Origin of the sequence: Pleurocapsa sp. PCC 7327 (genome assembly GCF_000317025.1) — a bacterium.
Taxonomy (GTDB): domain Bacteria; phylum Cyanobacteriota; class Cyanobacteriia; order Cyanobacteriales; family Microcystaceae; genus Hydrococcus.
In genome coordinates this window covers 85,913-104,483 of the sequence record NC_019689.1, presented here as the reverse complement: position 1 = coordinate 104,483, position 18,571 = coordinate 85,913, and the positions used below count along the sequence as shown (strand labels likewise).

Genomic DNA, 18,571 nt, shown 5'->3' with positions numbered 1-18,571 from the left:
TCTGACTTCATCTCATCCCTTCAACGAGGCAGGTAAGTTGGGACAAAAGAGTTCTGGTTTTTGTCGAATTCCTGGGAATCCCAACACCAATAGCAACATGAAAGTCCGACTGCAAGTCAGCGCAGTGAACATGCTGACCCCTACGCCAATGCCCAGCGTAACGGCAAAACCCCTCACCAAACCCGAACCGAGCCAAGCTAGCGCCCCGCAAGCAATCAATGTAGTAACGTTACTATCCAAAATACTAGAAAAAGCTCGGTAAAAACCGGCTTCAACGGCCCGATAGAGGGTGTTGCCAGCGCGGAGTTCTTCTCTGGTGCGCTCAAAAATGAGTACGTTAGCATCCACTGCCATGCCGATACTGAGGATAAATCCCGCGATCCCAGGTAAGGTTAAGGTCACTCCTACCAAAGCGAAACAAGCTAGCGTTAACAACGCATAGATAACCAAGGCTAAATCGGCAATTAGTCCGGGAAGTCGATAGTAAACTCCCATAAAAATTAACACCAAGATCAAGCCAGCCATTCCGGCATAGATACTGCGACGGATGCTGTCTTGTCCTAAAGTTGCCCCAATAGTTCGGTTTTCGACGACCTCTACCGGAAAGGGAAGCGAACCGCCGCGAAGCTGGACGGCTAGTTCGTTAGCAGTTTCAACGGTAAAGTTGCCCGTAATCACGGCATTGCCGCCAGTAATCCCTGTTGTGGCAAATTTCACGTCAACAATCGGAGCGCTGATAAGATCGTTATCGAGGAAAATTCCAATACTGCGCCGCGTTCCTGCTAGGTTCTTAGTCAGTTCGGCAAATTTGTTGGCTCCTTCGCTATCAAAGCTAATGGCCACTTCCCAAGCACTGCCTTGAGTAGAACTCGGATAGGCGTTTTTAAGATTTTTTCCGGTTAAACCGACCGATTCAAAGAGTGGTGCGATCGCTGCGTTCGATTTCTTGATAGACTCGTTTAATTCGGCAATCCTTTGAGCATTTCCTTGAGGATTTTTTCTGAGCTGGGTGAGTTCTGTTTCTAACTGCCGTTTAATAGCATACTCGGCATTAAACTGAGCTTCCGTTCCCTTTTTCTGCGCTCGAAATTCTAGCTGTGCCGTACCGCCTAAAATCCGTTCGGCTTGTTGAGAGTCGGTTACGCCCGGTAACTGCACTAAAATTTTATTGGCGCCGACAGTTTGGATGAGAGGTTCTGAAACGCCTAGCGCATTAATACGATTTTCAATGACCGTTTTAACAGCTGTCAAATCTTCTGGTTTAATCTCTTTGGCTTCCTTGGTAGTTTGTACCTGAATCGTCAGTTGTGCGCCGCCTCTGAGATCCAAGCCAAGCTGAGGGGGAATCAATATTATAGTCGCGATCGCGCCGATGATTAGCGCCAAAATTAAGGCAATTTTCCAACTTTGTTTTTGCATATTTGTCTTTTGTCTTCTGTCCTTTGTCCTTAGTCATTAGTCCTTAGCCAGAAAACCAAGGACTAATGACCAATGACTAAACCTGCAACGCCAGCATGTTCTTCACGGCTTCAACAATTTGGGGAGGTTGGACGATAGTGAGTCTCTCTAGGGTGCCATTATAAGGCGTGGGAATATCTTGAGACGATAGTCGGACAACTGGCGCGTCTAACTCATCAAACAGTTGCTCGTTGATTAGTGCAATTAATTCTGCCGCAATTCCCCCCGTCTTCATACATTCTTCGACGATAATAACCCGGTGAGTTTTGCGAATCGAGTTGCTAATCGTCTCCATGTCGAAGGGTTTGAGAGAAATCAAGTCGATAATTTCGGGATCGTAACCTTCTTTTTCCAACTGTTTCAATGCCTGCAAGCAATGGTGACGCATCCGCGAGTAGGTCAGAATCGTTACGTCTTTGCCAGGACGAACGATTTCTGCTTTATCTAGCGGGACTAAATACTCCCTATCGGGTAAATATTCTTTCAGGTTATAAAGCAAGACGTGCTCGAAGAAGAGTACGGGATTGTCATCGCGAATCGCCGACTTGAGCAATCCTTTAGCGTTGTAAGGAGTCGAGCAGGCGACGATTTTTAAGCCCGGAACGGCATGAAAATAAGCTTCGAGACGCTGGGAATGTTCTGCCCCTAATTGTCTGCCTACGCCGCCAGGACCGCGAATCACCATCGGAATTTTAAAATTTCCGCCGGAGGTGTAGCGTAGCATTCCCGCATTATTAGCAATTTGGTTGAAGGCGAGGAGCAAAAACCCCATATTCATTCCTTCAATAATCGGTCGCAACCCAGTCATGGCTGCGCCTACTGCTAATCCGGTAAAACTATTTTCTGCGATGGGCGTATCGAGAACCCTTAGCTCGCCATATTTCTGATATAAATCTTTGGTAACTTTGTAAGACCCTCCATAGTGTCCTACATCTTCCCCAAGAACAAATACCCGTTGGTCGCGAGCCATTTCCTCATCTATAGCTTGGCGCAGCGCATTAAAAAGTAATGTTTCTGCCATAGTTTTTACCAATTACAGCACAAGTAATCCTAACATTAGGATAGTTATTTATCGTGCTAACGACTAGCGACTTTTTATCTCATCTGCGATCGCGTCTATAGGCTGGCTTGTTCGCGAGAAACAGAGCAGATCTATTGTTGCCGACATTTTCTCGCGCCTACTAAGGACAACCATCCCAAGATTAGCCAGGCTGTAGTTGTTGCTGGTTCTGGCACTGTAACTCCGCCATTAATGTAAAATTGAGTTCGCTGCCAAACCTTCGCTCCAACTTTTTGTCCCATAATCTGGCTTTGGATATTTCCATCGCTAAAGTGAATTTCTCCATAAAGACGAGACATTCCAGCTTCTTCGGCAGCCTCAGTAAACGTCCCCCAAGAAAGAGTAACCGGATCATTTGGAGTCATCCCAGGTTCAAATCGAGATGTCCCCGGATGAAACGTTACCGATGCCCCAAACGCATCGCTTCCGGTAAACAATTTCAGAATCTCAGCCGATGCCGAACTAAAAGCACTGTGTCCTGACGTATATTCGGCAAACGGAGGCGAAGAACCACCAAGGTAAGTGATGAACTGGGTTGCTGGCATGGTGACAGTTCCTTTTCCCGAACCTCCCCACGCCTCGATGAAAAACGTACCAGTGCCATCATCGGTACCAATCAATCCCAATCTACCTAACTCGCGAATCGCTCTCACGGGGCGGGTATAATCGTAAAACCCTTTTGCCTCCCAAGTGGCAATCCCTGCATCCATGACAGCATTGCCGAGTGCAAAGAACATCTGGATATCATCGTCGAGAGTGTGATTCCTTTGTTGGGAAAGCAGTTGACCGATGGACATCCAATGACCGGGAGGAAAAGGTGTTCCGCCCGGATTTTCCCAGTATTCGGCGATCGCTTTTTGCTCGTCGGTGAGTTTGGCACTGATATCGATTAGTTCTTGTGCTTGTTGGATAAATCTAGGATTGATAATCCCTCCGATAAGGGAGCGATCTATATTCACTTGCGAACCATCTTGGAGCGTGATGGTTTTAGCTGCCAAATCGACCGTCGCTCCCTCGACTAATAGAAACGGTTCTGGGGCAGGAGGTCGAAACTCATTCCCCGAAGCAAGAGCAAAGGGGATTACTTCACCCCAATGAGGCGTAAGGTATTCTTGCAAAGGCGCGCTTGCCTCATCGCTTATGTATTCTGGCGTCTATCTTTCGATGTCGATAACGTTCTCTGGACTGTTGATGGGTGAATACCCACTCGTATCTACATAGCCTCCCAATTGGTTAGATCCATCGTAGCGTCTCAACTGCATGAGAGCATCTGCCATGACATTACCAATTCCCACTGCTGTTGTCGTGTCGGTAGTGAGATTGTTGGGGTCAAAACCCAGACTCGACATACGTGCATTGAGAGAATCGATGCGATTGGGAAACAGTTCGGCAAGCACTCGATAAGCGGCATAGCTAATGGCTTTTTCTTTATTGGCAAGCGTGTTTTCGCTGCCGGGGCGTTGTAGGTTATCGCCCAGTTGAGTGCTGATGGGCGTGAGTTCATAAGCCGATCGAGCATCGTACATAGCGGTTCCCAGAATGCCGTAGGCGCGGGAAGCCCCTGTCGGACCTATTTTAGGATTATATTTGACTGCCTCTAGCGCTTCGCTCACCCAGCTACTGGCTAGGGTAGCAGCGTTCGCAGGTAGGTCGATCGCGCTTCCTGCAATGGCTAGTCCAACAGACAAGAGAAATGAAAAATGAGATTTATGCATCCGACGAGAAAGCCGAGTTGATAGAGAGATTGGGTTCATAAATCGAGTCAGTAGCTAGAGCCTTGAAATGAGCTATCCCGCGTTTTACTCACGGTTTGAAAGATGGTAATGACACAAGGAAGCTATTTCCTATCGGCAAAATTATGGATAGTACCAACATTTTTTTTGTCAAAAAATACGAGATCTTTTCAAAAAAAAAAGCACTAGAAACTTTCAGGATTAAGTCGATAGAAAGAGATTTATTTATCCCTTATAAATCTCAATAAGGATTAAAAACTGCCTGTTATAGCAGAAATAGATCGGAGAATTAAAAGCTTGCTCCTATTGTTAGTTTGGATTTTGAAAAAAATTAATTTGATTAATTCTTTAATAACACTCTTAAAAAAAAGCCGTCTACGTTTTTGGGAGAAGTTCATCAAAACTTCAAAATAAACTCGGTAAAATCAAGAGAAATTTAAAATTTCTATGAAGCGAGGGATTCCGTAGAGAGCTAACAGTGAGTAGAATTAGTTATACTAATTCATAATTCGCAATTATCAGTTTGCAATTAGTCAGCAGCTCTGGGTGTAAGGCTTTTTCATTGAGCTTCTGTAGCGTTCTTTTTTAGAAATGGTATTAAAACTGTTGATTAAATAACCTGAGAAAAAGCAAGGGGGTAGGGCAATTCGCCCTACCCCTCGCTACGGGGAATTATGACAGCCAGAAATTTATGGACTTTGCTTGTGATGACAAACTTCAATTACCGTATGTACGTTCCCCCGTGGGTTAAAATCCCCTTTAACTTTAGCCTCTAGTGGATCGCAAGCAGCTACAAAATCATCTAAAATTTGATTGACTGCTTCTTCGTGGGAAATATAGCGATCGCGGTAGCTATTAATATACAGTTTCAGAGCTTTTAACTCCACGACCTTTTCATCCGGACAATAGGTAATATAAATCGTGGCAAAATCGGGATAGCCAGAAAAGGGACATTTACAAGTAAACTCTGGCAAAGTAATGTGAATATCGTAACGGCGACCGATACGGGGATTTGGGAAAGTAATTAACTCTCCTTGTGCGATCGCGCGTTCTCCGTATTTCATTTCTGGTTTTTCTCGTTCGGGTGCTTGCATTTTACCGTTCTCATCAACCTACCTAGGGGAGCGATCGCCCTTAAAAAGCTACCCGCTCTCGCATAGGGATAGTGTCTCATTTGGCGACACGGGATGCGAGAGCGGTCTAGTGGGTCTTCTGGTTGAAACCTGACTGCCGGAAGGAACGCCAGCAGCAGTTTAAACAGGTTAAACTGACTGCTAGAGAACAGCCCCGGCACGCAGCCGGCTATCATCAACCAGGAGACCCATGATTTTACTACTTTCTACCATGGGCATCACCTCCTTTGTTGCCTGAACGGTCTATGTCTCAAAGACGACATCTGTCATCCTAACCTATTTTCTTTGTGAAAAGCAAGGCAGCGGGCAAGAAATCGTTGAGCAATTGCTTGCTGGGTACCTAAATGCAAATGAATATAGGAGGCATGAACTTGTTGAAATCGCCATCCTTCTAGAAAAACCGGACTGTTTACCCAACAGCCTCTAGTTTCAAATAGTGGTGGTTGAGGCTGGGAAGTTAGTTGAGAGCGATGAAATTCGTGTCCCCAAACAGTTTCTTTAGCCCTAAAGAGTAAACTGTTTTCTAGAGCAGTTGCTTGGCGGTATCCAAGGGTTAGATGTTTTCCCATTGCGGCATTTGCAGGCAAAATCCCGACCATAGACCAAGTTTGTTCGTTAAAGTCTACTAGCTTTTCGCACAGATACATCAAACCGCCGCACTCGGCATAGGTTGGCATTCCCGATAAAACGGCTTGACGAACGGCTTCGCGTGCCGAGTGATTTTCAGCAAGCTCTCTAGCAAAGACTTCAGGAAACCCGCCACCAAAGTGGAGTCCGCAAGCTGCTTCAGGCGGTTTTGCGTCTTCCAGGGGACTCCAAGGAATAAGTTCAGCGCCGAGTTTTTCTAATAGGTCGAGATTATCTTGATAATAAAAATTAAAGGCGCGATCGCGGGCAATAGCGATTTTAATCGGAGACTGAGAGACTGGGAGACTGGGAGACTGGGAGACTGGGAGACTGGGTGAAGGATAGACTTTTAGTAAAGGTAGCAATCGTTCCCAATCGAAACTATTGTGAGCTAACTGTGCTAAGCGATCGAAAAGAGTTTCTAAGTGGTTTAATTCTGCGGTTGGAATTAAGCCGAGGTGTCTGTCTGGGATGGCAATCTCGTCGTGGCGGTGCAAAATACCTAGAATTGAAATTTTGAGGGGTTCTAGAGCATTTTTGAGTAAAGTTAAGTGGCGATCGCTCCCAACCCGATTTAAAATTACGCCAGCGAGATTGATTCTGGGATCGAGCGAACGATAGCCGTGGACGATGGCAGCAACCGAACCCGACAGGCGACTGCAATCAATGACTAATACAACGGGCAAACCTAGCAGTCGGGCGATATGAGCAGTACTAGCAAAATCTGTTATTTGTCCTTGGTTTTCACCAGATGACGCAACGCCGTCAAATAATCCCATGACTCCTTCTACCAACGCATAGCCCATACCTTGGCAATGGGAAGCAAAACAGGATCGCACATAAGCTTCTGAAGTCAGGATCGGATCTAGATTGCGGCAAGGGCGACCCGTGACTGAGGTATGAAACATCGGATCGATGTAATCCGGACCGATTTTAAAAGACTGCACCTTGCTTTTTTGACGAGACAAAAATGAAAGCATTGCAAGGGTAACGGTTGTCTTTCCTACCCCACTACGTTCGCCTGCAATAACTAAGCTCATTTCAATTTTTTTAAGTTAAGAATTTCTCTTAAAATTTAACAGTAAATATGAATTATACAAATGTTAAAAAAATATAGAAAACTTTTAAGTTCAAGAAAATTCTGCGATCGACTCGGACATCAATAAATGGAAAAAACATACAACTGCAACAAGATATTTTATGAGAAAAGAATAATGATATCCCTGTTGAAATAAAATTCCCAGGAAAATCGAAAGAAATAAATAAAAGGATCTCATTCGCTTGATTTAAATTTTGATGATTAGTCGAGCGATTAATCTTCCGGATTGCAGCGTATTTCTAATAAAAAGCCATCGGGATCGGAAAAATAGATTCCTCTTCCAGTCGGACGAGTAACCGGACCGCGAGCGATCGCGACTTGATTTTGTTTTAATACTTCTACGGCGCGATCGAATAAAGTGGGATCGATATCAAAGGCAAGATGATTGGCACGAGTAAACGCGCGTTTGGGATCGGGATCGGGCGGTGATAAATCGGGTTCCCAAAACAAATCGATGACAGTTCCGCCTGGCGTAACGAAATTGGCAACTTTTCCTTCTTCTACCAATTTTTTTAGGGTTTTAGGAACTTCTTCTCCAGTTAACTCGTGCAGTCCAAGAATTTTTCCATAGAAATATCGAGAGGCATGCATATCCTTAACATTGAAGGCAACGTGGTGAACTCGACGAAGCATTCCAGCAGCAAGACAAGTTGGATTCTGGGTTGGGCTAACAGTCATCGGCTTTTCGCTTGGTGAGTTTACAATGCTCTTAGATGTTTCACTAAGGGCGATCGCTACATTCATGATAGAAGAGTATGATGAGAAGGTTTGTTATGAGAACTTGAAAATCCTTTTATCCAACACCGAATGACCTCCTCGATTGTCGATACGGCTATATCAGTCGCCGAACTCACTGCCTATATTCAAGACCTTTTAGAAGGCGATCGCCTGCTGCAACAGATTGTAGTGGCAGGCGAAGTTTCCAGCCTTCACGAACACTCTAGGGGATTGTTTTTTACCCTCTGCGATCCCTATGAGGATGCTGCGATCCAATGTGTCGTCTGGAATTCTCTGCGATCGCGACTGGCACAACAACCGCAGCGAGGAGAATTGTTAATCGTTCTAGGCAGTCTTCGTCTCTATCCGAAACGAGGAGAATATCGACTGACGGTTTTTCAAGCAGTAGCCATCGGCGAGGGATGGCAAGCATTGCAATATCAACAATTGCGATCGCGCCTACAAGCTGAAGGATTGTTCGATCTCGAAAGAAAACGTCCCCTTCCCCCCTATCCGCAAACTATTGCCGTAGTCACTTCTCCTACTGCTGCTGCTTGGGGAGATATTCAACGCACTCTTGCACGGCGCTATCCTGGATTGCATATTCTCCTATCCCCGGCAATCGTTCAAGGAATTGAAGCACCCGATTCTATTGTCGAGGCAATCGAAAAAGTGAATCGAGATGGTCGCGCTGAAGTATTGATTCTAGCAAGAGGTGGCGGTGCAGTGGAAGATTTATCTTGTTTTAATGATGAAAGAGTGGCGAGGGCGATCGCTCAAAGTAAAATCCCCATTATTACAGGAATCGGTCATCAACGAGACGAGTCATTAGCTGATTTAGTTGCTGATTTTAGCGCTCATACCCCAACAGCTGCCGCAGAAACAGCAGTTCCTTTATATTCTCAACTGGTTATCGAACACCAACAACGAGTCGAAGCGCTAATTGAAGTATGTCAGCGACGAATTGACCTAGAATCGAAACGTTTAGAACAATTGGAAACTCGCCTAAAACGTTTCCCCTCGACTTCTCCACAGCTACTACAAGCAACTGCACGCTGCCAGTTATTGAAACAAAAATTAATGGCTCTCGACCCGCGAGCGGTTTTACAAAGAGGCTATGCGGTGGTAAGAGAAGAAAATGATACTATTGTGCGCTCTAGTTCTAATTTAGCTAGGGAACAAACGTTAAAAATTCAGTTAGGTCAGGGAGTTATTAAAGTAAAAATTATTGAAATTCTACAATGAATAGCGATCGCAAAAACAATAAAAATTGGAATTATGAGGAAACCGTAGCCCAAGTTGAGAAAATTATCGAGCAGATCGAATCGGGTTCGCTGCCCCTAGAAGAAGTTTTTGAGAAGTTCGCGATCGCGATCGAACATTTGCGCGAATGCGAATCTTTTTTAGCGATTGGGAAAGAGAGAATGAATTTATTAATAGAAACGTTAGAACAAGAAGAAGACATTGAATTTTAAGAGAAGTCACTAGGTAGGCATAATTAATCCTTTTTTGTAGAAATCTAACAATTTAATATTTAGAGTTGACAGGATTTCTGATTTCTTCAAGAACTTCCCGAATCAAATTCGACGGAACCCGGTCGATTATTGTCACTTTCCCTATCTCAGTAGGAAGAATAAATCGAACCTTACCTGCTTTTACTTTTTTATCAGTTTGCAACGTTTCAATAACAGCTTCCCTATTCAAATTAGTAGGAATTTTTGTCGGCAAACCTGCTTTTTGAATTAAATGATTTTGGCGGATTTCTTCCTCCTGAGTCCACATCTGTAATTTAGTCGCAATTTTTCCGGCGGCAACCATTCCTATTGCTACTGCTTCGCCGTGATTAATGACGCTATATCCAGTCAAACTTTCGATCGCATGACCGATAGTATGACCGTAGTTTAAAATCGCTCTCAATCCGGCTTCTTTTTCATCCTTGCCAACGACATTGGCTTTCGCTTGGCAAGAACGAGTTAGAATGATTTGTAATAATTCTTCGCTCAGATAAGCAATATCATCTAAACGATCTGCTCCTTCTAATTTAGCGAATAAATCTCTATCCCAGATAACGCCATATTTGATGACTTCTGCCATCCCAGCACGAAATTCTCTCACGGGTAAAGTTTTTAAAACTTGGGGATCGATTAATACTAAACGAGGTTGATAAAATGCACCAATGAGATTTTTTCCTTTGGGATGATTGACACCCGTTTTACCCCCAATAGAGGCATCAACCATTGCCAGTAACGAGGTAGGAACTTGCACGAAATTAATCCCTCTCAACCAAGTAGCCGCCGCAAAACCCGTCATATCGCCAATTACGCCGCCTCCTAAAGCCAACATGGTAGAGGAACGTTCCAGGTAATTTTCTAAGGCGGTATCGTAGATTTGGGCGATTGAATCTAAGGTTTTATTGACTTCGCCTTCGGGGATCGCATGCGTAAAGACATCAAAGCCAGCATTTTTGAGAGAAGTTAAGGCTATTTCACCATAATGGCTAAAAATATCTCGATTGGAGACAAGTAAAATTTTTTTTCCTAAATTAAGCTTGCTGATATAGCTACCCAGTTGACTGAGACTACCAGGCGCGATCGCAATTTCATAAGAGTTTTCGGGTAACTTAACCGCAATGACAGAAAGCATGAAGAATAAGAACTGGGAAAATTTTGAGCGGTGAGAATATGAGAATAGGGGTATCTCTCAAGAGTACAATAGCAAAGAACAAATGTTTAGTAAGTGTTTAAAGGAAAAATGTCGATGTTTGCAGTCATCTCCTACATAGCCATCCTATTGCTATTTACTGCGATCGCTCTGGGACTGTACTTTGGATTCCGTAGCATTAAACTAATTTAAGCAGCGAACGGTTATCAGTTATCAGGGATGCGCAATAACTGATAACTGGTAACTGGTACTTACTCCAGTCCCATCTGACCCCAAAAACCCGAAATAATGCGAGTGCCATCTTTGAGGATGTGAATTTCTATTTGGTCGGATGCCCAAGTAATTTTGTCTTGGAAGGCGGGATTGAAGATGCGAACTTTTTGATTGCTAGAGGATACAGGCGATTCGGGAGAGTGAATGGCTAGAGATTCAATATACGGACCATCGATTAAAATATCTAGCTGTTCTAATAACTCTGACGAACCTAGCGGGGCAGATTTGGATTGTAGTTGTTCTAAAGTAAAGCCACTAAACGACATGACATTTAATCCCGCCGCTTTGACTCGCTTAGCTACCTCTGTCAAGGCAGGCGCTTGCCAAAAAGGTTCGCCACCGGAAAAAGTAACGCCCGTGTTGCGAGGATTGCTGAGAATTTTTTGAGCGAGTTCTTCGACTGAGACGAGTTGATTGATTTCAAATGACCAAGAAGAGGGATTAAAACATCCAGGACATTCTCGCGGGCATCCTTGCACCCAAACCACAGCACGAAAACCAGGTCCGTTGACTTCTGATTCATCAACATAGCCCATAATGTTCAAGTAACCTGGGGGAATTTTTTGTAGTGCTGATAAAATTTTTGCGGTTACGTTAGTCATTGTTATTCATTATGAGTGAATTCCAAGCGCGATCGCGTTCTATCTCTAACTATCATGTTAATTGAACGGCTCGATTGACGAGCGATTTAGTCAATATATTTTTAAAATCGGCTCGATGATTGGCTCAAAATTACAACAAACACTTTTCGATGGTTGCAACTACGGATTGCGATAGTGCCCTAAGTGCATATCCTCCTTCGAGTCCGAAGAGAATGCGGCGAGTAATTTTTAATAGGTAATCGGTAAACGAACCATAATCCTTTGGTTGCAAGGCTATCTCAGCTAAAGGATCGTCGGAATTGGCATCGTAACCCGCACTCACGATTAAAATATCTGGCTGAAAATCGCTGAGGAAAGGAACGACTAAATTTTCAAAGGCGGGTTGATAACTCTCGAAGGTACTCCCTGGTGCCATAGGAATATTGAGGACATTATTATACTTGCCGCGATCGCTTGCCTTCCCCGTTCCAGGATAGCAAGGAGACTGATGGAGCGAGCAATAAATAATATTGGGATTGGTTTCGACAATTGCTTCAGTGCCATTGCCGTGATGCACGTCCCAGTCTAAGATTGCCACCCGATTTACCCCTGGTTGTTCTAAGGCATAATAAGCTGCGATCGCGGCATTAGAAAACAGACAAAATCCCATTCCTCTTTCTCTTTCTGCATGATGTCCTGGCGGACGCGCCAAGACAAAAGCAGGGTTATTGGTTGCCAGTACCTTATCGACTCCATCTAACCAAGCGCTGACAGCTAATAAGGCAAGATCGTAACTGCGAGGACAAACGGGAGTATCGAGATCCAACAACCCTCCGCCGCTTTCTGCAATCTGGCGTACTCGATCTATGTAGGCGCGAGCATGTACCTTTTGGATGTATGGCATGACATCCCTATTCGGTACGGGAGTTGGCAATTGCCAGTCCAGTTTATTCGCCCAGGTAACTGTTTTTAGGGCTTCTACAATTGCTGTCAAGCGTTCCGATCTTTCTGGATGATAGCGTCCTGTATCGTGAGCGAGAAATTCGTCCGAGTAAATAACTGGAAACATGGTCTAGAAAATGTTGATAAAATTACGAGAGGCTAGCAGAAGAAATTAACCTTTCGATCGCTCGTTCCATTCGCTGAAAATGCGACCCTTGCCAATAAATTTGGCTACAACCCGTGCAGCAATGAAATTCTTCAATTTCTCTGCTTATTCGCGAGGGAACCAAGTCTACAATTGATGCTTTATCGATTGGTTTGATATTACCATTACAACGCATACATCTTTGAAATGGCTTGATAGCATCAAACAAGTTAAAATGTCGCAACACTTCGACAACTTGCTTTTCTGGGTTGGTTTCCCTTACATAGTAACCGTAGGTTACTAGACTTCTCATTAATACTCCTTTATCGCGAGTTAAGAGAATCCTATCTTCTAGTGCCGAAATTTGAGCTAGTTCGGCATCTTCATAGTCATTGCGATAGAGAGTATCAAAACCCAGCATCCGCAATAGAGAAGCTAGTTTTCCCAAATGAACGTCTAACACAAAACGTGCAACTTCGGGTAAAGGTGGCTGAAGTCTGATACCTGACGGAATTTTAGGAGAGGCAGAGATAGGATAGACAGTAATGCGATCGCCATCTTGAAGACTATAAGAAAAATCAACCGCAACTCCATTGGCGACAATGGCATAAACTTCTGGGTGGGGAACGCCTAATGCTTCTATGGTGTCTTTAATCGACGGGCGTTCTTTAAACTCGTGAGTAAAACTTACTCCTTTTCTGTGTGGTGGGAGGAAATGATTGAGTTCGGCTTGAAAGCAAAAAATTGCTCGTGCCATAAGGCAAAAAAGTTTTAGATTCCGGCTGTATAGCAATCCTATTTGATTTGTAAACGTCTATTTTTAATTTAGTGCGAGCGTCTCGCTCGCGAGCGAGACTCATACTAATCAATAAAAAAACTTTAAGCGATCTAACTATCTTGTTTCCAGCCCGTCATGCGATCGCGCTCAGCTCTTTCATTATATCAAATCCTCTTAATTAGCTTTGCCCAAAGTCCCGATTGCGACCAAGATGGTCGCACTACTGGTTCTTATGGTCGTTCAACCGGATTTGATATTGTTAGTTCAAAGTTCCCGTATGGGAGCTTTCTTTTTGAACTTTTAACTTTGAATTGTTCTCCCATCCCACTAACTAAGGCGCTGACGAATCCATAGGGCAAAGAGGGGAAGCGCTAGGCGATAGTCTAATTCTGACCCATAGATCAAACCTTTATGTTGCAACCCCGCGATCGCACCTTGGAGACTTCCCCCGCGACAGAGGCAATGCTTGCTGATGTAATCTCGACTCTGCGGTTTATCGGTAGGATCGAGCGCCAAACTTTCTAATAGTTGTGCCTGAGAAGGAGGAAGCAGCACCAGCAAGGATTCAAAGGTGGTCGATAAATCTGCGAGTAATGCTTGAATGGCTTGTTCGATTTCTGCATTGCCAATTAGTTTCTTACTGACGCGCACGGCACGCAAGCGCCCTATTAAGGCTGTCGCATCGGCAATATGTCCCTGTACCGCATCCAAAAAAGTGTCCAAAGCTTGCGATCGCGGATCGAAGGCTAACCCTTCTTGGTTTAAAACTTCCTGTGCCCAAGCTGCCACTACTTCATTAGCGACTGGGGTTAGTCGAATAATTTCTAAGTTCTTGCCAATCGCTTCAGTTGGATGGCTGGTTTCTGCGATCGTTGCTACTAGCGCGTAACTTACTGCTGTCTGGCGTTTAATTTCCTCTCTAAGTAAGGTTTCCCATTCTCCCTGGCGATCCCAAGGGCGAATGTGGGGAAATCCATACAAGATGAGAACAACCTGTTTATTCAAGGACGTGGCGAGGCGATGGGGAAGGCAGAGCAAGCTTTTAAACGCTTGCCAAAGCTGCTCTACAGTCTCGCTTTGCCGCAGCTTGATGCCTTTACCGTCTTCTGTGAGGCTAAAGAGATCCTTTTCTTCTTCTACCCATTTGTGCAATAGGGCGATCGACTCTGGACTCTTACATCCTTGACTGATGCCTTCGCACAGCAGTTGCACGAACCGTTTGCTATCAATAGCGCGAATACAGTCTACTTCTATCATTTTTGCCCCAACAGCGGCAGCAGCACGCCTTACCAGCGTTCGTCGTCCGCTACCGGGCACTCCTGCAATTAAGACATCTCTATCTAGTGCGAGTGCCTGGGTAATTTGCTGGAACTGCACCTGTCGCCCAAATAAGTCTAGTGGTGCAGAGATGTTGGAGATCGTCACGCTTGTTTCTGTTTGTAGATCGCTCGGTGATATTACCATTTTCCCGACCAATGCCAACCATAAAACTATCTAATCGTGTCAGTCGATTTATTAGAGAATTATTAATCTCGATTATCAGCACTATTAAATAGTGCTATTAAATTATAAATAAGTTTTTTTGTATATAGATTTATGTTGACACTATAAAAATCGAGAGTTTCTTCCCAAGAGACGGTCATTTGGCATCATCTTGATATTGATAAAGCAATTAGCCTGCTTGATAGTGACCCAGAATGGGGTTTAAATGCCGAGGAAGTCAAGCAAAGACTGGCGCAATATGGCGCAAACAAACTGCAAAGGCGAAAAGGTAAGCCCTGGTGGTTAAAGTTCTTGCTGCAATTCAACCAACCCCTGCTGTATATCTTGCTGGGGGCAGGAGCAACCAAGGCAATTTTGGGAGAATGGGTGAATGCAGGGGTAATTTGGGGTGTCACCACCACCAATGCGCTACTGAGTTTTATTCAGGAGTCTAAAGCAGAAGGAGCGATCGCAGCTTTAGCCTCTTCAGTACAAACCGAAACTACAGTGATTCGATCCGGCAAAAAACAGCGCATTCCTTCCGGTGAATTAGTTCCAGGAGATATCGTTATCCTCAACTCAGGCGATAAAGTTCCTGCTGATTTGCGCTTGTTTAAGGTGCGAAGCTTGCAAATTAACGAATCTGCTTTAACTGGAGAGTCCATCGCCGTCGAGAAAACCACAGAAATGCTACCTGCCGATATTCCCTTGGGCGATCGCTCGAATATGGCCCACGCCGGCGGATACGTTACCTTTGGGCAAGGAATGGGGATTGTCGTTGCCACGGGGAATCGGACGGAAACCGGGCAAATTTCTAAACTAATGGAAGAGCATACGGGTTTATCTACGCCTTTAACCCGTAAATTCAATAAATTTATTCAAAAATGGCTTTTAATCGTCCTTTGTTTGACAACAATTACCTTTCTCGTTGGCTTACAGCATCGAGGAATAAAAGAGGCGGCGGAAGCGGCGGTTGCTTTAACAGTCAGTGCCATTCCTGAAGGATTGCCCGCCGTCATCACCATTACCCTCGCCATCGGTGTCAGCCGCATGGCAAAACGACACGCCATCATCCGCAAGCTACCTGCTGTGGAAACCTTGGGAAGCGCTACCGTCATCTGTTCCGACAAAACCGGAACCCTTACAGAAAATCAGATGACTGTCCAGAGGATTTTTGCTGGGGTGAAATGTTACAGTCTCACGGGGCTAGGTTATAACTTAACTGGAGAAATTTTCCTTAATAACGAACCCATAGACATGACTGGGGAAATTCTCCTCAACGATCGCGCCATCGACATTACCAACGAACCCACTTTACGCGAATGTTTAATTGCAGGTTTATTGTGCAACGACTCGCATATCGAATACAAAAACGAGCAATGGATCGTCGTGGGAGATCCCACAGAAGGTGCATTAATTGTCGCCGCTCATAAAGCTGGGTTAGAACAGCCAGACATAGAGAAAGCTATGCCGAGATTGGATTCAATACCCTTTGAATCCGACTATCAGTATATGGCAACCCTGCACCAAACCCCCAACGGTAGAATAATTTATATCAAAGGTTCCGTCGAGGCAATTCTCAAACGCTGTCAATATGGGTTAAATGCAACCGGCGATCGCGAACTGATTGAAGCCCTTGAAGCTGATATTACTGAACAAGTACAACGGATGGCACGGCAAGGGTTGAGAGTGTTAGCCCTAGCAAAATTACCCATGTCAGAGAGTCAATCTACAGTAGATCGTGAGGATATCGAGCAAGGATTAATCTTTTTGGGATTGCAAGGCGCGATCGATCCGCCCCGCGAAAGCGCGATCGCAGCGGTAAAAGCTTGTCAGGGTGCAGGAATTCAAGTCAAGATGATTACCGGGGATCATGCCGTCACTGCCAGCGCGATCGCGCGACAAATGGGCATCAATAAAAATGGCAAGATCGTGGCATTTACGGGCGCTCAACTCGCTACCATGAGTAGCGACCAATTAATCCAAGCGGTAGAAGATGGCTCAGTTTTTGCCCGCGTCGCCCCAGAGCAAAAATTGCGTCTCGTAGAAGCCCTACAATCGCGGGGTGAAATCGTTGCCATGACGGGCGATGGTGTCAACGACGCACCCGCCCTCAAACAAGCTGATATCGGAATTGCTATGGGAGGTGTAGGAACAGAAGTAGCTAAAGAAGCTTCTGATATGCTACTCGCCGATGATAACTTTGCTTCAATCGAAGCAGCCGTTGAGGAAGGACGGTCAGTTTATAAGAATTTATTGAATGCAATTTGTTTCATTCTTCCCGTCAATGGGGGAGAGTCGATGACAATTTTATTGAGTACTTTACTCGCCAGAGATCTACCAATTCTCTCTCTGCAAATTCTTTGGATTAATATGATTAATACCATCACCATGACGACTCCACTCGCTTTTGAACCAAAGGCTAGTCATGTAATGCAAAATCCTCCCCGCAATCCCAACGAGCCTTTATTAACCAAGAGTCGCCTTCTACGAATTCTAGCTATTTCTGCATTTAACTGGGTCTTAATTTTTGGAGTATTTGAATATATTCGTGCGACAACGGGAGATTTAAATCTCGCCCGAACGATGACGATTAATTCTTTAATTTCTGGTCGGATCTTTTACCTGTTGAGTATTAGTCAATTGATCCCCAATTTAAGAGCAAAACTGAAAGATGAAGGCGATACAGAAATAGAAATTCCTGCCATTGGCTTTGGAATTATTGGGGCGATTGTTTTACAAATCGTTTTTGCCCATGCTCCTTTAATTAATCAAGTATTTTATACGGCTCCTTTAAGCTGGAGTCAATGGTTGTTTTGTTTAGCAGTCGGTACGCCGATGATCTTTTGGTCAGCTTTTGTCAATCGTTTCGATCCTCCCAATTAAACAGATTTGATATTCATCTAAAATCGTTCTAGTTAAGTAGACTTCATCTATTGGTTCTAAGAAATTAATTTCTTGGCGGGTGTCAATAATTTACCGAAATTTACCGAAGTTAACGAAAGATACATGCTAACTAACTTTCAACAAAAAATCATTGATACAACTGAAGCTCAAATTAATACATTTACTGCTGGAAAAGGTTTTCCTCTTTTACTACTCCACGGCTATCCTCAAACTCATTATATATGGCACAAAATAGCACCTCGTTTAGTCGAAGATTTTACAGTAATAATCGCTGATTTGAGAGGCTATGGAGACAGCTCTAAACCTCAAGGAAAACCAGACCATAGCAATTATTCTAAACGGGCAATGGCACGAGATTGGGTTGAAGTTATGTCGCAATTAGGCTATGAAGAATTTTATCTCGTCGGCCACGATCGCGGAGCAAGAGTTGCCCATCGTTTAACTCTAGATTATCCCGAAAAAGTTAAAAAATTAGCTGTCTTAGATATCCTTCCTACCTACGATCTCTACCAAACTACCGATAAAGAATTTGCTAGTGCTTATTATCATTGGTTTTTTCTCATACAACCCTATCCTCTACCTGAAACGTTAATCGGTGCCAATCCCGAATATTTTTTACGCCATTGTTTGCAATCCTGGAGTAAAGATTTTTCTGCTTTTACCCCTGATGCTTTAGCAGAATATATTCGTTGCTTTAACGATCCCGCTACGATTCATGCAACCTGTGAAGACTATCGCGCTGGCGCTACTATCGATCTCATTGATGATGAAGCAGATCTTGCCAAAAAAATCACTTGTCCGCTTTTGGTACTTTGGGGCGAACAAGGAATAATTGGACGCAAATGTGATGTTTTAGAAATTTGGAAGAAAAAGGCGATCGCCGTGAAGGGAAACGCTATTAACTGCGGTCATTTTCTCGCAGAAGAAGCCCCAGAAGAGACATATTCGGCGATTCGAGAATTTTTCCGGTAAAAA

The 18,571-nt window shown here is 44.2% G+C and carries 17 protein-coding genes; 5 read left to right on the top strand and 12 right to left on the bottom strand.

Annotated elements, in window-relative coordinates:
- Positions 1-12 precede the first annotated feature (12 nt).
- The 7 genes from secD to PLE7327_RS00410 form a co-directional block, all read right to left on the bottom strand.
- Positions 13-1,419, bottom strand: coding sequence for a protein translocase subunit SecD (secD, locus tag PLE7327_RS00435; protein ID WP_015141885.1), 1,407 nt, complete (start codon positions 1,417-1,419; stop codon positions 13-15).
- A 76-nt stretch (positions 1,420-1,495) separates the two neighbouring features.
- Positions 1,496-2,479 carry an alpha-ketoacid dehydrogenase subunit beta gene (locus PLE7327_RS00430; protein ID WP_015141884.1) on the bottom strand — a complete coding sequence of 328 codons (984 nt, stop codon included), beginning with the start codon at positions 2,477-2,479 and terminating at the stop codon, positions 1,496-1,498.
- Between the two features lie 131 nt (positions 2,480-2,610).
- Positions 2,611-3,636, bottom strand: a complete 1,026-nt coding sequence (locus PLE7327_RS25060) for a vanadium-dependent haloperoxidase (RefSeq protein WP_217523288.1) — start codon at positions 3,634-3,636, stop codon at positions 2,611-2,613.
- A 36-nt stretch (positions 3,637-3,672) separates the two neighbouring features.
- The gene (locus tag PLE7327_RS25055; protein ID WP_217523286.1) at positions 3,673-4,272 is read right to left on the bottom strand and encodes a DUF6851 domain-containing protein; all 600 of its coding nucleotides are present in this window, start codon (positions 4,270-4,272) and stop codon (positions 3,673-3,675) included.
- 668 nt (positions 4,273-4,940) lie between these two features.
- Positions 4,941-5,345 (bottom strand): preQ(1) synthase, encoded by a 405-nt coding sequence (gene queF / locus PLE7327_RS00420; protein ID WP_015141883.1) that lies wholly within the window; start codon positions 5,343-5,345, stop codon positions 4,941-4,943.
- Positions 5,346-5,650: 305 nt separating this feature from the next.
- A complete protein-coding gene (locus PLE7327_RS00415) occupies positions 5,651-7,051 on the bottom strand; it encodes a cobyrinate a,c-diamide synthase (protein WP_015141882.1) in 1,401 nt (466 codons plus the stop codon).
- Between the two features lie 272 nt (positions 7,052-7,323).
- Entirely contained in the window at positions 7,324-7,788 is a 465-nt protein-coding gene (locus tag PLE7327_RS00410) for a VOC family protein (RefSeq protein ID WP_041391745.1), read from the bottom strand.
- Between the two features lie 129 nt (positions 7,789-7,917).
- Here PLE7327_RS00410 and xseA point away from each other — a divergent pair, with 129 nt between their 5' ends.
- Both xseA and xseB read left to right on the top strand, forming a co-directional pair.
- Positions 7,918-9,072: an exodeoxyribonuclease VII large subunit gene (xseA, locus tag PLE7327_RS00405; RefSeq protein ID WP_015141880.1), complete on the top strand. Its 1,155-nt coding sequence runs from the start codon at positions 7,918-7,920 to the stop codon at positions 9,070-9,072.
- A complete protein-coding gene (gene xseB, locus PLE7327_RS00400) occupies positions 9,069-9,302 on the top strand; it encodes an exodeoxyribonuclease VII small subunit (protein WP_015141879.1) in 234 nt (77 codons plus the stop codon). Before xseA ends, xseB begins: the two co-directional genes overlap by 4 nt.
- Positions 9,303-9,354: 52 nt before the next feature.
- On the opposite strand, the gene aroB is transcribed toward xseB, so the two are convergent.
- Complete coding sequence (gene aroB, locus PLE7327_RS00395; RefSeq protein ID WP_015141878.1) at positions 9,355-10,470, bottom strand: 3-dehydroquinate synthase; 1,116 nt, start codon at positions 10,468-10,470, stop codon at positions 9,355-9,357.
- Positions 10,471-10,578: 108 nt separating this feature from the next.
- Between aroB and petL the strand changes: the two genes are divergently transcribed.
- Entirely contained in the window at positions 10,579-10,680 is a 102-nt protein-coding gene (petL, locus tag PLE7327_RS26065; protein ID WP_015141877.1) for a cytochrome b6-f complex subunit PetL, read from the top strand.
- A 59-nt stretch (positions 10,681-10,739) separates the two neighbouring features.
- Here the strand turns inward: petL and PLE7327_RS00390 are convergent, their stop codons facing one another.
- The 4 genes from PLE7327_RS00390 to PLE7327_RS00375 form a co-directional block, all read right to left on the bottom strand.
- Positions 10,740-11,363, bottom strand: a complete 624-nt coding sequence (locus PLE7327_RS00390) for a 4Fe-4S single cluster domain-containing protein (RefSeq protein ID WP_015141876.1) — start codon at positions 11,361-11,363, stop codon at positions 10,740-10,742.
- A gap of 130 nt (positions 11,364-11,493) precedes the next feature.
- The gene (locus PLE7327_RS00385) at positions 11,494-12,411 is read right to left on the bottom strand and encodes a histone deacetylase (protein WP_015141875.1); all 918 of its coding nucleotides are present in this window, start codon (positions 12,409-12,411) and stop codon (positions 11,494-11,496) included.
- Positions 12,412-12,433: 22 nt separating this feature from the next.
- Positions 12,434-13,186 carry a Mut7-C RNAse domain-containing protein gene (locus tag PLE7327_RS00380; RefSeq protein ID WP_015141874.1) on the bottom strand — a complete coding sequence of 251 codons (753 nt, stop codon included), beginning with the start codon at positions 13,184-13,186 and terminating at the stop codon, positions 12,434-12,436.
- A 348-nt stretch (positions 13,187-13,534) separates the two neighbouring features.
- Entirely contained in the window at positions 13,535-14,671 is a 1,137-nt protein-coding gene (locus PLE7327_RS00375; protein ID WP_015141873.1) for a hypothetical protein, read from the bottom strand.
- A 177-nt stretch (positions 14,672-14,848) separates the two neighbouring features.
- On the opposite strand from PLE7327_RS00375, the gene PLE7327_RS00370 reads away from it, so the two are divergent.
- Together PLE7327_RS00370 and PLE7327_RS00365 are read left to right on the top strand one after the other, a co-directional pair.
- The gene (locus PLE7327_RS00370; RefSeq protein WP_015141871.1) at positions 14,849-17,575 is read left to right on the top strand and encodes an HAD-IC family P-type ATPase; all 2,727 of its coding nucleotides are present in this window, start codon (positions 14,849-14,851) and stop codon (positions 17,573-17,575) included.
- A 123-nt stretch (positions 17,576-17,698) separates the two neighbouring features.
- A complete protein-coding gene (locus PLE7327_RS00365; RefSeq protein ID WP_015141870.1) occupies positions 17,699-18,568 on the top strand; it encodes an alpha/beta fold hydrolase in 870 nt (289 codons plus the stop codon).
- The last annotated feature ends 3 nt before the right edge of the window (positions 18,569-18,571 follow it).

What these genes read in the sequence shown, in the direction of transcription:
- xseA (WP_015141880.1), top strand. Translation starts at nt 7,918, where the DNA reads ATGACCTCCTCGATTGTCGATACGGCTATATCAGTCGCCGAACTCACT.
- PLE7327_RS00380 (WP_015141874.1), bottom strand. Translation starts at nt 13,186, where the DNA reads ATGGCACGAGCAATTTTTTGCTTTCAAGCCGAACTCAATCATTTCCTC.
- petL (WP_015141877.1), top strand. Translation starts at nt 10,579, where the DNA reads ATGTCGATGTTTGCAGTCATCTCCTACATAGCCATCCTATTGCTATTT.
- PLE7327_RS00365 (WP_015141870.1), top strand. Translation starts at nt 17,699, where the DNA reads ATGCTAACTAACTTTCAACAAAAAATCATTGATACAACTGAAGCTCAA.
- xseB (WP_015141879.1), top strand. Translation starts at nt 9,069, where the DNA reads ATGAATAGCGATCGCAAAAACAATAAAAATTGGAATTATGAGGAAACC.
- PLE7327_RS25055 (WP_217523286.1), bottom strand. Translation starts at nt 4,272, where the DNA reads ATGAACCCAATCTCTCTATCAACTCGGCTTTCTCGTCGGATGCATAAA.
- PLE7327_RS00415 (WP_015141882.1), bottom strand. Translation starts at nt 7,051, where the DNA reads ATGAGCTTAGTTATTGCAGGCGAACGTAGTGGGGTAGGAAAGACAACC.
- PLE7327_RS00390 (WP_015141876.1), bottom strand. Translation starts at nt 11,363, where the DNA reads ATGACTAACGTAACCGCAAAAATTTTATCAGCACTACAAAAAATTCCC.
- PLE7327_RS00385 (WP_015141875.1), bottom strand. Translation starts at nt 12,411, where the DNA reads ATGTTTCCAGTTATTTACTCGGACGAATTTCTCGCTCACGATACAGGA.
- queF (WP_015141883.1), bottom strand. Translation starts at nt 5,345, where the DNA reads ATGCAAGCACCCGAACGAGAAAAACCAGAAATGAAATACGGAGAACGC.
- secD (WP_015141885.1), bottom strand. Translation starts at nt 1,419, where the DNA reads ATGCAAAAACAAAGTTGGAAAATTGCCTTAATTTTGGCGCTAATCATC.
- PLE7327_RS00430 (WP_015141884.1), bottom strand. Translation starts at nt 2,479, where the DNA reads ATGGCAGAAACATTACTTTTTAATGCGCTGCGCCAAGCTATAGATGAG.
- aroB (WP_015141878.1), bottom strand. Translation starts at nt 10,470, where the DNA reads ATGCTTTCTGTCATTGCGGTTAAGTTACCCGAAAACTCTTATGAAATT.
- PLE7327_RS00410 (WP_041391745.1), bottom strand. Translation starts at nt 7,788, where the DNA reads ATGACTGTTAGCCCAACCCAGAATCCAACTTGTCTTGCTGCTGGAATG.
- PLE7327_RS00375 (WP_015141873.1), bottom strand. Translation starts at nt 14,671, where the DNA reads ATGGTAATATCACCGAGCGATCTACAAACAGAAACAAGCGTGACGATC.